The organism is Photorhabdus antumapuensis (genome assembly GCF_020387775.1).
In the GTDB taxonomy this organism is placed as follows: domain Bacteria; phylum Pseudomonadota; class Gammaproteobacteria; order Enterobacterales; family Enterobacteriaceae; genus Photorhabdus; species Photorhabdus antumapuensis.
In genome coordinates this window covers 12,124-27,025 of sequence record NZ_JAHZMK010000049.1, presented here as the reverse complement: position 1 = coordinate 27,025, position 14,902 = coordinate 12,124, and the positions used below count along the sequence as shown (strand labels likewise).

Sequence of the window (14,902 nt, the reverse complement as noted above, 5' to 3'; positions counted from 1 at the left end):
TAAACTTATTTACCACGTTGTGCCAGTGCCGCTGCCAAAGCCTCTGGTGGCATATATCCACCTAACAAGCTGCCATCCTTAAGGACAATCGCAGGCGTTCCCTGCACACCAAACTGGAGGCCCAGTTTGTAATGGTTAGCAATATCCACCTTGCAACCCTTAATTGGCGAAACATCCTCATTTTTAAACGCTGCATCCAGTGATTTCTGCGGTGTTGCACTACACCAGATAGATTGCATATCTTTAGCAGATTGGTGCTGCATACCCTGACGAGGGAATGCCAGATAGCGCACAGTAATACCAAGTTTATTGTACTCTTTCATGTTTTCATGCAATTTATGGCAGTAACCACAGGTAATATCCGTGAAAACGGTAACAATATGCTTCTCTTCCGGCGCTTTGTAGATGATCATTTGATCTCTCATTGCTTCCAACTTTTTCACCAATAATTGATTACTGACATTCACAGGAGCGCTACCACTAACATCATAAATTGGCCCTTGTAATAAATATTTCCCGTCATCAGATAGATAAATGATACCTTGCTCAGTAACTACCGTATTTAAACCAACGATAGGTGATGGCTGGATGCTTTCTGCTTTTATCCCTAGTTTTTGCATTGTTCTATGGACAGCACCATCATCAGCAAGCACATTTCCACTAAACCAGGCCAGCAAAAGAGGGAAACATAACACACTTTTTTTCATTTTCAGTTCCTTTAAATCCGTGCTCACCCACGCGGATGATGTTGTTGATGTAACAATTTGAGCCGTTCTGTTGCTACATGAGTATATATTTGTGTTGTGGATAGATCACTATGCCCCAATAACATCTGCACAACTCGCAAATCAGCGCCATGATTAAGCAAATGCGTGGCAAATGCATGACGCAAAACATGGGGAGATAATCGTTCAGCATCGATTCCAGCCAACAGCGCATAATGTTTAATACGATACCAGAATGTCTGTCGGGTCATTTGTCGCCCACGGTTGCTCGGAAAAAGGACATCCAACGTTGCGCCATTCAGCAACCCGGCTCTCCCATATTCCAGATAATGCTCTAGCCAGTAAATCGCTTCTTCCCCTAAAGGCACTAAACGTTCTTTATTACCTTTACCTATCACTCTCACCACGCCTTGGCGCAAACTGACATCGGAAAGAGTCAATCCCACCAACTCTGATACCCGTAAACCACAGGCATAAAGCACTTCAAGCATGGCTTTATCCCTTAACTCCACCGGCTGATCTGTACAGGGCGCATTAAGTAGATCTTCGACCTGCTTTTCACTTAAATCTTTAGGCAATCGCTTTGGTAATTTCGGTGCAGACAAAAGTGCTGTCGGATCATCTTCCCGCATTTTTTCCCGATAAAAATAGAGAAACAATTGGCGCATGGCACTGAGTAAACGCGCCGAACTACTGGCTTTATACCCTCCATCCACGCGTTCTGCCATAAAAGAGTGCAAATCTATCGTCTGGACAGATAATAAATTGTGTCCATGATGTATCAACCAGTTATCCAGTGCCTGCAAATCCAACCGGTAAGAAGCCAGCGTATTTTCCGCAAGAGCATGTTCCAGCCAGATAGCATCAAGAAACTGTTCTATCAGTGGATTAGTCAACTGAGTTGGTTGTTTTGACACGAAATACTTTCCTTAAATCTGCACATCTCTGCTGGCTATTATGCCTGAAAAAGCAATTATTCTGTTACAATGCCAGCCCAGATATTCAAAAACCATAATGATTAATGATGAAGATTGGTCTTTTTTACGGCTCCAGCACCTGCTACACCGAGATGGTAGCAGAGAAAATCCGCGATATCCTTGGCGAAGATTTAGTTGATCTCCACAATATCAAAGAGACAGCACCTGAATTAATGGAAACGTATTCTGTACTGATTCTCGGCATCCCAACATGGGATTTTGGCGAATTGCAGGAAGATTGGCTGGTTATTTGGGATCAAATCCCTTCCCTCGATTTACAAGGGAAAATTGTCGCCATGTATGGTATGGGGGATCAAATTGATTACGGCGATTGGTTCCTTGACGCTCTCGGTATGCTATATCACCATTTACGCCCTTCAGGCGTGCATTTTATTGGCTTCTGGCCAACTGAAGGTTATGAGTTTACCAGCCCGAAACCATTAACAGATAATGGCTCACAATTTGTCGGGCTGGCTCTGGATGACGTAAACCAGTATGAACAAACTGATGATCGTTTATCGCAATGGTGTATGCAAATCCTGCAAGAAATGGAGCTTCTACTTTAAATCAGGAAAATTTCAGCTCAATTAGATATCAGGATATTGCAACAACAGTTGATTAATATTCCTCCATTCATCCTGTGACATACCATCGGATGCTAGCCATAAACGGATTTTTTTCTGGTTATAAAAAGATTGAGCCGTAATTAATATGCCATAACGACACAACCACGGCCGCCGGATAATTTGCCACTCGTGCTTCTTCCATTGCAACTTATTATCACTGAGAAGAACTAAAAGCCCTTGAGATTTACGGATATTTTTCTGGCTACGCCCCCAACTGACAATAATCAACAGTACCAAAGGAAGCCAGAAAATCCAGAAAATAGCGTCATCCGCAGGCCACGGAGCAAGTAGTACGATAAGCGCTATTGCACCATGAACACAGGTAGAAATTAGCTGGGTATGCCAAGATACCCTGAGATCACATTTCCACAGGACCACGATCTTTATTTCTATTCTGAATAAGTTTAATCATGCGGAATAACTCTTCATCTTCTGGACGCCCATGATTCATTAACCAGTTGAACAGATCAGGATCAGCACATTCAAGTAAGCGAATAAAAAGTCGTTTATCATCATCACTGAGCGAGTCATATTCATAGTTAAAAAACGGCATAATTGAAATATCCAGCTCACGCATTCCACGCCGGCATGCCCAATGAATACGTGCTTTATTATCAATATCCATGTTCAAAAGCTCCCCTTTTTAATTCTCATTGTTAGTTTTAACGCCATTAGCCATATAAGTCGCCCGGCAAACTGATGCATCATGCCAGCTAATAACAATAATAACTACTTGCATTGTGCTTCAGCTCTTTTACCATTATGCATCATTGGCTCAAATATCTGACTGGCAGGATGTGTCATGGCTTATAAAACTCCGTTTTCTTCACAATCTCCATTATCTTCATCAATCCTTCCCCTGACTTTAATATCTCTGGATGACTGGGGACTGGTAGCAGCAACTGGACCGGATGCAGAAAAATATCTACAAGGTCAGGTGACAGCGGATATTTCTGCACTTGCAGCGAATCAACATGTGCTTAGTGCGCACTGTGACGCAAAGGGTAAAATGTGGAGTAATCTGCGCCTCTTCCATCGTGGTGAAAATCTTGCTTATATTGAGCGCCGTAGTGTGCTGGAAAATCAGCTTACAGAATTAAAAAAATATGCATTATTCTCCAAAATTGCTCTTGCTCAGGATGAAAATGCGGTATTGCTCGGTGTTGCAGGTAACAATTGTCGGGAAGCCCTAAGTAGCCTCTTCCCAATCTTGCCGGATGCTGATAATGCTGTCGTTGAATATGAAGCCACTACTCTACTCCATTTTACCTTGCCGTCTGAACGTTTCCTTCTGGTGACAAACACCGCAACTGCTGATCAGTTAACAGAAAGACTTCAAGCTCAGCTTAATAACAGCGAACAGTGGTTAGCTCTAGATATTGAAGCTGGCTTCCCGGTCATTGATGCAGCAAATAGTGCACAGTTTATTCCCCAAGCAACTAACCTACAGGCATTGGCTGGAGGGATATGCTTTAAAAAAGGGTGTTATACCGGGCAAGAAATGGTGGCTCGTGCTAAATATCGCGGTGCTAATAAACGTGCCATGTACTGGCTGGCTGGCAGTGCCAGCAAAATTCCTGTGGCTGGAGATGATTTGGAATGGCAATTAGGAGATAAATGGCGGAGAACGGGTACCGTTTTGTCCGCCGTTAAGTTGAATGATAATAGTGTCTGGGTACAAGTCGTCATGAATAATGATATGGAAAGCCATAGTGTATTCCGCGTTCGTGACGATGAGGGACATTCACTCACCATTCAGCCTCTGCCTTATTCTCTCGATGAAGAAAAATAATTGATGAGGTTTATATGTCGTTAGCAGTACCTACCGTTGATTTTGGCCCTTTTACGAATGTCATCGGTTTTTTGATGGAGTTGGATAAGCTGAAAAAAGTTCAGCGGCGAACTAAGTTACTGGATAACCATCGTCGGGAAAATTCGGCCGAACATAGCTGGCATTTTGCTATCGCCGCAATGAGTTTTGCGCCCTATGTAAAAGGGGTAGATATCCAGCGGGTTATCCAGATGGCATTAATTCACGATATTGTAGAAATTGATGCCGGTGATGTGATGGTTTACGATTTAGCAGCCCGTGAAGCCATTCATGAACAGGAAATCAAAGCCGCCGACCGTCTTTTTGGTTTACTTCCCGAACCACAGAAAAATCATTTTATGTCGCTTTGGCAAGAGTATGAAGCAGCAGAAAGCCAAGACGCCAATTTTGCTCTTACGCTGGATAGACTAATGCCGATGCTAATGAATCTGCATAATAAAGGGCAAAGTTGGGTAGAAGATGGTATTCGTTTTGAGCAGGTGATTAACCGCAATAAATTCATTGCCGATGCCTATCCTGAATTATGGCAATATCTGCTGCCACAACTGGAAATCGCACAGAAGAAAGGTTGGTTGAAATAACTTTTCTCGAAAATTTTATACTACAAATTCAGTGCACATATTAACCATATGATGCACTGAGTTAATTACAAAACTACAGTTGTTTTGATGAAAAACCTCAGATTTCACCCTGATAATCTCACTATCCCTAATCTACTCGTTTCCAGACAGTTCTTTCTTAGAAAACCGAAACACACTTGGATTCATCTCAGTCAATTTGCCGTTGACATATATCCGCCCATCCTTTCCTAACTGGCCTGACTGTCCATTCATACCCCTTTTACCCGCCTTTCCGAAACAACCTACGTCTTGAGTTACGTCTCCATTCTTATCCGATTTGATACCACCGATACCACCATTACCACCTTTCCCTCCATATCCTCCCCTACCGCCAGGCGCTATCATACCTGGTGCTGACTGACTCATAATACGTGGATTACCCGTGGAATAGCTAAAATCTATGTCACCTCCATCTCCACTACAGCCTCCATTACCCCCATCCCCTCCATCCCCGCCATCACCTCCGCACCCTCCATCCGCAGGCCGACACAGTGTGTTATCAGTATGATAATGACGATAATCAGCAATACCACCATAAAAACTACCATACCCTCCCTTACCACCACCACCACCACCACCACCACGACCGCCATTCCCCCCCTTACCACCATCGCCACCCATCGACCACAACTGTATCTGCCCATCCACATGAGTACATACAACAGTTAGTCTCGTCGCCTCTCCACCTGGTACGCCATCCGATCCCCGCGCTCCCGAAGAACCTTTAATTCCATCAGTACCTGATGTAGTCCCAACGACACAAGTATGTTTATTCTGAAGACCAGGTGAACCAGCAATGCCATTAGCTCCGCTGTTTCCAGTTGCACCAGCAGCACCAATTGTTCCATCTATCCCTGCACTGATAAAGTGCTGTGGACCGTTTTCAGCCCCGTGAATGACACTCGCTTCAATCCTACCGTTGGTGTAGCAAATAATTTTGCCTTCCGGTTCAATAGTTATCTGGTTGTACACCAAGACAATGGGTTCGCCACTATGTTCTGTATCTTTAATAATCAATGGATTATTTGCAGTAACAGTGATCTCTTCGCCACTGAATAACGCAACTTTCATCGGAAAACGCTTAGCATTAAGCATTTCTTCATAATCTTTGACCAGAGCGGAATCACCATAGATATAGGCACGAAAAGCTTTGCACAAATCAATATGATTTCCCGGGACGTTTGCCAGTCGTTCAGCAGAGAATGGTTCAGGTAATGGATGATATGATTCCATTTTTCCAGGGCCATACCGACTATCAGGCACCCCTCCGAGTAACTTCAGCTCTTGTATAGTTTGTACCGTAAAAAATGCAGGTGGCACAGTAGCCGTTTTCAGATCGTTAGAAAATATTACCGGCCCGTCAAAATCCGAGGTCTTAAGTTGCTTTGGCTGTCGTTCCAGACCAAACGGATGATGATTCTGATGTAATATTGCCAAAGTTTCAGCAACTGTTCTTATTTTATCCATGGGAATTCTCCTAAGTTTGAATTTATACATTTAGAATAACTTCATATATCAATTATCCATCTGACCCAGTTCCAACGTCTCTACTGCTATCACTACTGGTATGTCACCAAGTTGAATTTTCCCCCTGGCTAATCACCAGATTAGCCATAGCAAAAACATCGACTTTTTCTGGCAATAAAATATAGGCTCTTCAACAACAGATAGGCCAGAAAAATAATTCCGATGAGAATTAATTAGGTAAGTATTTATTCACTTTACAGAAAGCAATTAGATGCAACATTTAAATTACGCCATTTAAAATATTAATGTAAAATCTCACTTTTTCCATTAATTATGGGGAATTTTTCTGTGATACGTCACTACCTTTCAATAAGTGCTAATTAAAAATTTCAATTTTATACCCGTTATCTTTCAAGCTGCTGCTTTGTTGGCTACTTTCACTCACCCCAGTCACATAGTTATCTATGCTCCTGGGGATTCGTTCACTTGCCGCCGCGCTGCAACTCGAAATCTATTAGGTATATATTTATCTCATGAGGTATTATTAGAAAATACAAATAAAAACAACAAATAGAATTATATTTTTCAAAAATCACAACAAGATAGAAACCTATAGATATTATTGAATAATAAAATTATGAACGTAATTTAAATTAAGAGTAGAAAATAATTATTCTTTACAAGAAGAAGATTTTTTTACGAACAGAATTCAACCTTTGAATAAACTCATTTTACAAATAAATACTTAAATAATCGACAGAAAGGCCAATAAGATACCAAGCCCTCCGTCATTATGTTCGAGTAAATTGGATTGTCTGGAGCAAATTGCTATCTATCACCAGTCAAACCAGATCGTTGCACTATTATAATGACCAATATCACCATCCCTATAAACTAATACGATGCAGGCGAAAATCCGAGCTCACTCATTTCCAAACAATTTGTGTTTAGGAAACGGAAACAAACTTTCTTTAATCGCAATCTTGCAATTTGCCATTAACATATATCCGCCCCACATTTCCTGTTCGCTCTCCTGGGTTTCCTATCCCTCCATCAATACCCGCCTGACCAAACTTTCCGGTAAGACTCAACGTGTTACCTCCATTCCCAGTATTAATCCATGAGGAACCACCATCACCGCCTTTCCCTCTCTTTCCCGGCATACCGCCAACCCCCGCAAAACCTGGTGATGCTAAACATTTAATGTGTGGCTCGCCTTCGGCATAGCTAAAATATATGTCCCCCCCATCTCCACTACGACCTCCATTACCCCCATGTCCTCCATCGCCTCCATTGCCTCCGTTCCCTCCATGCCCAGACTCCTGACACAGTGAATTAGTAGTAAGATAATAAAGGTTATTAAAAAAACTACCATAACCCCCATCCCCCCCTTTACCACCAGGACCACCATGACCGCCCCTACCACCATTACCACCATCACCACCCGCCGACCACAAAGTTACTGTTCCCCTCACATCAGGGCATGCGATAGTTAGTTTCTCCCCTGCTTTAGCGGGTTCACCATCCGCTCCATGCACTCCCGAAGAACCGTTAGTTCCATCAGAACCTGGTGAAGGGCTAGCTATACAGCTATGTTTATTCTGAAGACCAGGACTACCCTTAGCGCCATCAGCTCCATTGTTTCCATCTGTACCAACAGCTCCATTGTTTCCATCTTCCCCTTTACTACTAAAATAATATGAGCTCCCTTGAATAACATCCGCTTCAATTCTACCGTTGGTGTAGCAAATAACTTTACCTTCTGGTTCAATGGTTATCTTGTTGTACACCAAGACAACAGGTTCACCATAGCTATCTTTATCTCTAATAATCAACGGATTATCTTCGCTTATAGTGATCTCCTCACCACTGTAGAACGCAACTTTCATCGGAAAACGCTTAGCATTAAGCATTTCTTCATAATCTTTGACCAAAGCAGAATCACCATAGATATAAGCACTAAAGGCTTTGCACAAATCAATATGATTACCAGGGACGTTTGCCAGCCGTTCAGCAGAAAACGGTTCAGGCAACAAATGATGGGGTTCCATTTTTCCAGGACCATACTGACTGTCAGGTACACCTCCAAGCATTTTTAACTCTTGTATCGTTTGTACTGTAAAAAATGCAGGCGGCACAGTAGCTGTTTTCAGATCGTTAGAAAATATTACCGGTCCGTCAAAATCCGCGGTCTTAAGTTGCTTTGGCTGTCGTTCCAGACCAAACGGATGATGATACTGATGTAATATTGTCAAAGTCTCAGTAACCGTTCTTATTTTATCCATAAGAATTCTCCTAAGTTTAAATTTATACATTTAAAACAATTTCATATATCCGTTGTCCATCTGACCAAATTCCAAAGTCTCTGTTGCTATCACTACCTGTTGTGTCACTAAATTACTAATAGTCAGAATTTTGCCCGTGGTTGCTGACAAACCTATTTAAAAAATAGGGTGCGCATCATCGGAAATTTCAGATAGCGTGTTGTTGGCTAATGAGTTTTCTCTAATGTCTAAGTAAAACAAGTTTAAATATCACCATCTCTAATAAACTAATGCGATACAGGGTCAAAATCCTAGCTCACTTGTTTCCAAACAGTTTGTGTTTAGGGAACGGAAATAAACTTTCTTTAATCGCAATCTTGCAATTTGCCGTTAACATATATCCGCCCCACATTTCCTGTTCGCTCTCCTGGCTCCCCCAGCTTTCCATCAATACCCGCTTGACCAAACTCTCCGGTAATACTCGACGTTGTACCTCCACCCCCAGTATTAGTCAAAGTGGTGCCACCATCACCGCCTTTCCCTCCCTTTCCCGGACTACCACCAGCTCCCGCAAAACCTGGTGATGCCAAACATTGAATGTGTGGATCGCCTTCGGAATAGCTAAAATATATGTCACCCCCATTTCCACTACGACCTCCATTACCCCCATCCCCTCCATCGCCTCCATTTCCTCCTTTCCCTCCACTCCCAGACTTACACGGAGAGCCAACAGTATGATAATTATTCAGATAACCAATAGCCTTATAAACACTACCATAACCCCCATCTCCTCCCTTACCACCATTACCTCCATGACCGCCATTACCACCGTTACCACCATTACCACCCGCCGACCACAAATTTACTGTTCCCCTCACATAAGAGCATGCAATAGTTAGTTTATCCCCCGTTTTAGCAGGTTCGCCATCCGCTCCCCGCGATCCCGAAGAACCGTTAGTTCCATCAGAACCTGATCCAGGGGCCATTGTACAGTCATATTTATTCTGAAAACCAACATGACCCTTAACGCCATCAGCTCCATTGTTTCCATCTGCACCAGTAGCACCATCTTTTCCATCGTCCCCTTTATTGGTAAGGTGATATAAGCTCCCTTGAATAACATTCGCTTCAATCCTACCATTGGTGTAGCAAATAACTTTGCCTTCTGGTTCAATGGTTATCTTGTTGTACACCAAGACAACAGGTTCACCATAGCTATTTTTATCTCTAATAATCAAAGGATTATCTTTGCTTATAGTGATCTCATCGCCACTGTAGAACGCAACTTTCATCGGAAAACGCTTAGCATTAAGCATTTCTTCATAATCTTTAACCAAAGCAGAATCACCATAAATATAAGCACTAAAGGCTTTGCACAAATCAATATGATTATCATGGACATTTGCCAGTCGTTCAGCAGAAAACGGTTCAGGCAACAGATGATGGGGTTCCATTTTTCCAGGACCATACTGACTGTCAGGTACACCTCCAAGCGCTTTTAACTCTTGTATAGTTTGTACTGTAAAAAATGCAGGCGGCACAGTAGCGGTTTTCAGATCGTTAGAAAATATTACCGGTCCGTCAAAATCCGCAGTCTTAAGTTGCTTTGGCTGTCGTTCCAGACCAAACGGATGATGATTCTGATGTAATATTGCCAAAGTCTCAGCAACCGTTCTTATTTTATCCATAAGAATTCTCCTAAGTTTAAATTTATACATTTAAAACAATTTTATATATCCGTTGTCCATCTGACCAAATTCCAAAGTCTCTGCTGCTTCACTACCGGTTGTATCACTAAATTGCTAATAGTCAGAATTTTGCCTCTGGCTAATCACCAGATTAGCCAGAGCGAAAACATCGATTTTCTTCTGGCAAAAGATAGTGGTACTTCAACAACAGATAGGCCAGAAAAATAATTCCGACGAGCATTAATTAGGTAAATATTTATTCACTTTACAGAAAGCAATTAGATGCAATATTGAAATTACACCATTTAAAATATTAATATAAATCTCCACTTTTTCCATTAATTATGGCGAATATTTCTGTGATATATCACGACCTTTCAATATACCCTTCATCTTTCAAGCTGCTGCTTTGTTGGCTACTTTCACTCACCCCAGTCACATAGTTATCTATGCTCCTGGGGATTCGTTCACTTGCCGCCGCGCGGCAACTCGAAATCTATTAGGTATAGATGCTAATTAAAAATTTCAATTTTATATTTATCTCACAAGGTATTATTATAAAATACAAATAAAAACAATAAGAATGATTGTATTTTTCAAAAATCACAACAAGATAGAAATCTATAGATATTATTGAGCAATAAAATTATGAACGTAATTTAAATTAAGAGTAGAAAATAATTCCTCTTTACAAGAAGAGGATTTTTCCACACACAAACTCATGCGATGCAGGCTAAAACCCGAGCTCACCCATTTCCAAACAGTTTGTGTTTAAGAAACGGAACGTTCAAAGCAATTTGCCGTTGATATATATCTGTCCCCCCTTTCCTGGCTTCCCTGGCTCCCCTGGCTTTCCATTAATCCCCTTTTTACCAGACCTTCCGGAACAACTTAAGTTTCTAATTCTATCCTCAATATTATACCACGCGGAACCACCATCACCGCCTTTCCCTCCCTTTCCCGCTCTACCGCTAGCCCCCTCTAAACCTGGCATTGACCAATAACTAATGTCTGGATTACCAGTAGAATAGTTAAACTCTATGTCACCCCCATCTCCACTATTCCCCCCATTACCTCCATTCCCGCCATCCCCTCCATCTGCTCCATTCCCTCCATTCCCAGTACGATACAGTGAGCTCGTAGTAACATAACCATGACCACCACAATAACCCCCATCTCCACCATTCCCTCCATCTCCACCATCTCCACCATGACCGCCATTTCCCCCATCACCCCCCTCAGACTCCAAATATATCATCCCACCCGCCCGAGCAGATACGACAGTTAATTTCTCCGCCGCGCTACCTGATTCGCCATCCGATCCTCTCGTTCCCGGAGAACCTTTAGTTCCATCGGTACCTGATGTAGGCGGAGTTACATAGGTATTTTTATTCTGATGACCAGGTGAACCATCAACGCCATTAACTCCACTGCTCCCACTTGTACCAATAGCACCATCTTGTCCATCTACCCCTTTATTGAAAAAGTGATATGGACCGTATCCAATCCCTTGAAGGACATTCGTTTCAATCCTACTGTTGGTGTAGCAAATAACTTTGCCTTCTGGTTCAATGGTTATCTGGTTATACACCAAGACAACGGGTTCGCCATAGTTATACTTATCTTTTATAATCAATGGATTATTTGCAGTAACAGTGATCTCTTCACCACTATATAACGCAATTTTCATCGGAAAACGCTTAGCATTAAGCATTTCTTCATAATCTTTGACCAGAGCGGAATCACCATAGATATAGGCACGAAAAGCTTTGCACAAATCAATGTGATTTCCCGGGACGTTTGCCAGTCGTTCAGCAGAGAATGGTTCAGGTAATGGATGATATGAGTCCATTTTTCCAGGGCCATACCGACTATCAGGCACCCCTCCGAGTAACTTCAGCTCTTGTATAGTTTGTACCGTAAAAAATGCAGGTGGCACAGTAGCCGTTTTCAGATCGTTAGAAAATATTACCGGCCCGTCAAAATCCGAGGTCTTAAGTTGCTTTGGCTGTCGTTCCAGACCAAACGGATGATGATTCTGATGTAATATTGCCAAAGTTTCAGCAACTGTTCTTATTTTATCCATGGAAATTCTCCTAAGTTTGAATTTATACATTTAGAATAACTTCATATATCAATTATCCATCTGACCCAGTTCCAAAGTCTCTACTGCTATCACTACTGGTATGTCACCAAATTGAATTTTCCCCCTGGCTAATCACCAGATTAGCCATAGCAAAAACATCGATTTTTTCTGGCAATAAAATATAGGCTCTTCAACAATAGATAGGCCAGAAAAATAATTGCGATGAGAATTAATTAGGTAAGTATTTATTCACTTTACAGAAAGCAATTAGATGCAACATTTAAATTACGCCATTTAAAATATTAATGTAATTTCCCATTTTTTCTATTAATTATGAGGAATATTTCTGTGATACATCACGATATTTAAATATATGCCAATCAAAAATTTCAATTTTATATTTATCTCATAAGGTATTATTAGAAAATACAAATAAAAACAATAAGAATGATTGTATTTTTCAAAAATTACAACAAGATAGAAATCTATAGATATTATTGAGCAATAAAATTATGAACGTAATTCAAATTAAGAGTAGAAAATAATTCCTCTTTACAAAAAGAGGATTTTTCTACGAATAAACTCATGTGATGCAGGCGAAAACCCGAACTTACTCATTCCCAAACATTTGTATTTAGGAGACGGAGCGCTCACGCAATTTGCCGTTGACATATATCCGCCCCTTCTTTCCTGGCTTCCCTGGCTCCCCCGGCTTTCCATCAATACCCTTTTTACCTGGCCTTCCAGAACAACTTAAATTTCTAGTTTCATCCTCAATATTACACCACGAGGAACCACCATCACCGCCTTTACCTCCCTTTCCCGATCTACCGCCAGCTCCTCCCGAACCTGGGTTTGACGAATAACTAATTTGTGGGTAACCAGCAGAATAATTAAACTCTATGTCACCCCCATCTCCACTATCCCCCCCATTACCTCCATCTGCTCCATCCCCTCCATCTGCTCCATTCCCTCCATACCCAGACTTACACAGTGTGCTAGTAGCAACACGACGATTACCGCTATAAATACTGCCATACCCACCATCACCACCATCCCCCCCACAACCCCCATTACCCCCATCGCCACCATTACCCCCATCCCCCCCTTCACTCTGCAAATAGATCAACCCACGAGCCTCAGCACATGTGACAGTTAGTTTATCCGCCTCTTGACCGGGTTCGCCATCCGATCCCCGCGATCCCGAAGAACCGTTAGTTCCATCAGTACCCGGCGTTGGCTGAGTTATACAGCAACTTTTATTCTCAAAACCAGATCGACCACTAACTCCACTAACGCCACTGCTTCCACTTGTACCAGCAGTACCACGCGCTCCATCTTTTCCTTCATTGACAAAGTGCTTTGGACCGAATCCAATCCCTTGAATGACATTCGCTTCAATCCTACCATTGGTGTAGCAAATAACTTTACCTTCCGGTTCAATAGTTATCTGGTTGTACACCAAAACAACCGGTTCGCCATAGTTATCTTTATCTTTAATAATTAATGGGTTATCTGCGGTAATCGTGATCTCCTCGCCACTATATAACGCGACTTTCATCGGAAAACACTTAACATTAAGCATTTCTTCATAATCTTTGACCAAAGCAGAATTCCCATAGATATAGGCGCGAAAGGCTTTACACAAATCAATATGGCTACCCGGGACGTTTGCCAGTCGTTCAGCAGAAAATGGTTCAGGTAACGGATGATAAGGTTCCATTTTTCCAGGGCCATACCGACTGTCAGGTACACCGCCGAGAGCCTTCAACTCTTGTATCGTTTGCACTGTAAAGAATGCAGGCGGCACAGTAGCCGTTTTCAAATCGTTAGAAAATATTACCGGCCCGTCAAAGTCGGAGGTCTTAAGTTGCTTTGGCTGTCGTTCCAGGCCAAACGGACGATGATATTGATGTAATACTGCCAAAGTCTCAGCAACCGTTCTTATTTTATCCATGGGAATTCTCCTAAGTTTAAATTTATACATTTAGAATAACTTCATATATCAATTATCCATCTAACCAAGTTCCAAAGTCTCTACGGCTATCACTACCGGTTATGTCACTAAGTTGCTAATAGCCAGAATTTTGCCTCTGGCTAATCACCAAATTAGCCATAACGAAAACACCGATTTTTTCTGGCAAAATATACAGGTACTTCAACAACAGGTAGGCCAGAGAAATAATTCCGATGAGAATTAATTAGGTAAGTATTTATTCACTCTACAGAAAGCAATTAGATACGACATTGAAATTACGCAATTTAAAATATTAATGTAAACCCCCATTTTTTCCATTAATTATGGGAAATATTTCTGTGATATATCACTATCTTTCAATAGGAGACAATTAAAAATTTCAATTCTATATTTATCTCATTGAGCATTATTAGAAAATACAAATAAAAACAACAAATAGGATTGTATTTTTCAAAAATCACCATAAGATATAAATTCATAGATATTATTTTATTATGAAATTATGAAATTATGAAATTATGAAATTATGAAATTATGAAATTATGAAATTATGAAATTATGACTATAATTTAAATTAGGACAGTAAACAGTTTTCATTTACCAAAAGAGGGATTTTTTATAAATAAAACTCAACCTTAAA

At 41.3% G+C, this 14,902-nt stretch carries 12 protein-coding genes; 3 read left to right on the top strand and 9 right to left on the bottom strand.

Annotated elements, in window-relative coordinates; translation table 11 throughout:
• Nucleotides 1–5: 5 nt before the first annotated feature.
• Both dsbC and xerD read right to left on the bottom strand, forming a co-directional pair.
• Nucleotides 6–707, bottom strand: a complete 702-nt coding sequence (gene dsbC / locus KZ793_RS18040; protein WP_225816591.1) for a bifunctional protein-disulfide isomerase/oxidoreductase DsbC — start codon at nt 705–707, stop codon at nt 6–8.
• 23 nt (nt 708–730) lie between these two features.
• Nucleotides 731–1,642, bottom strand: coding sequence for a site-specific tyrosine recombinase XerD (gene xerD / locus KZ793_RS18035; protein WP_225816590.1), 912 nt, complete (start codon nt 1,640–1,642; stop codon nt 731–733).
• Between the two features lie 107 nt (nt 1,643–1,749).
• Here xerD and fldB point away from each other — a divergent pair, with 107 nt between their 5' ends.
• Nucleotides 1,750–2,268, top strand: coding sequence for a flavodoxin FldB (gene fldB, locus KZ793_RS18030; RefSeq protein ID WP_225816589.1), 519 nt, complete (start codon nt 1,750–1,752; stop codon nt 2,266–2,268).
• A 21-nt stretch (nt 2,269–2,289) separates the two neighbouring features.
• Here the strand turns inward: fldB and KZ793_RS18025 are convergent, their stop codons facing one another.
• Nucleotides 2,290–2,706: a protein YgfX gene (locus KZ793_RS18025; protein ID WP_118986392.1), complete on the bottom strand. Its 417-nt coding sequence runs from the start codon at nt 2,704–2,706 to the stop codon at nt 2,290–2,292.
• Nucleotides 2,687–2,953 carry an FAD assembly factor SdhE gene (gene sdhE / locus KZ793_RS18020; protein WP_118986391.1) on the bottom strand — a complete coding sequence of 89 codons (267 nt, stop codon included), beginning with the start codon at nt 2,951–2,953 and terminating at the stop codon, nt 2,687–2,689. Before sdhE ends, KZ793_RS18025 begins: the two co-directional genes overlap by 20 nt.
• A gap of 177 nt (nt 2,954–3,130) precedes the next feature.
• On the opposite strand from sdhE, the gene ygfZ reads away from it, so the two are divergent.
• Both ygfZ and KZ793_RS18010 read left to right on the top strand, forming a co-directional pair.
• The gene (ygfZ, locus tag KZ793_RS18015; RefSeq protein ID WP_225816588.1) at nt 3,131–4,120 is read left to right on the top strand and encodes a tRNA-modifying protein YgfZ; all 990 of its coding nucleotides are present in this window, start codon (nt 3,131–3,133) and stop codon (nt 4,118–4,120) included.
• Between the two features lie 14 nt (nt 4,121–4,134).
• Nucleotides 4,135–4,740, top strand: coding sequence for an HD domain-containing protein (locus tag KZ793_RS18010; protein ID WP_225816587.1), 606 nt, complete (start codon nt 4,135–4,137; stop codon nt 4,738–4,740).
• A gap of 132 nt (nt 4,741–4,872) precedes the next feature.
• Here KZ793_RS18010 and KZ793_RS18005 read toward each other — a convergent pair whose 3' ends face one another.
• The 5 genes from KZ793_RS18005 to KZ793_RS17985 all read right to left on the bottom strand — a co-directional run bounded on the left by KZ793_RS18005 (nt 4,873) and on the right by KZ793_RS17985 (nt 14,241).
• A complete protein-coding gene (locus tag KZ793_RS18005) occupies nt 4,873–6,246 on the bottom strand; it encodes a collagen-like protein (protein ID WP_225816586.1) in 1,374 nt (457 codons plus the stop codon).
• Nucleotides 6,247–7,217: 971 nt separating this feature from the next.
• Nucleotides 7,218–8,531, bottom strand: coding sequence for a collagen-like triple helix repeat-containing protein (locus tag KZ793_RS18000; RefSeq protein WP_225816585.1), 1,314 nt, complete (start codon nt 8,529–8,531; stop codon nt 7,218–7,220).
• 344 nt (nt 8,532–8,875) lie between these two features.
• On the bottom strand, nt 8,876–10,198 hold the full coding sequence (locus tag KZ793_RS17995) for a collagen-like protein (RefSeq protein ID WP_225816584.1): 1,323 nt from the start codon (nt 10,196–10,198) through the stop codon (nt 8,876–8,878).
• A 787-nt stretch (nt 10,199–10,985) separates the two neighbouring features.
• Entirely contained in the window at nt 10,986–12,284 is a 1,299-nt protein-coding gene (locus tag KZ793_RS17990; protein WP_225816583.1) for a collagen-like triple helix repeat-containing protein, read from the bottom strand.
• Nucleotides 12,285–12,918: 634 nt separating this feature from the next.
• Complete coding sequence (locus KZ793_RS17985) at nt 12,919–14,241, bottom strand: hypothetical protein (protein WP_225816582.1); 1,323 nt, start codon at nt 14,239–14,241, stop codon at nt 12,919–12,921.
• Nucleotides 14,242–14,902 lie beyond the last annotated feature (661 nt).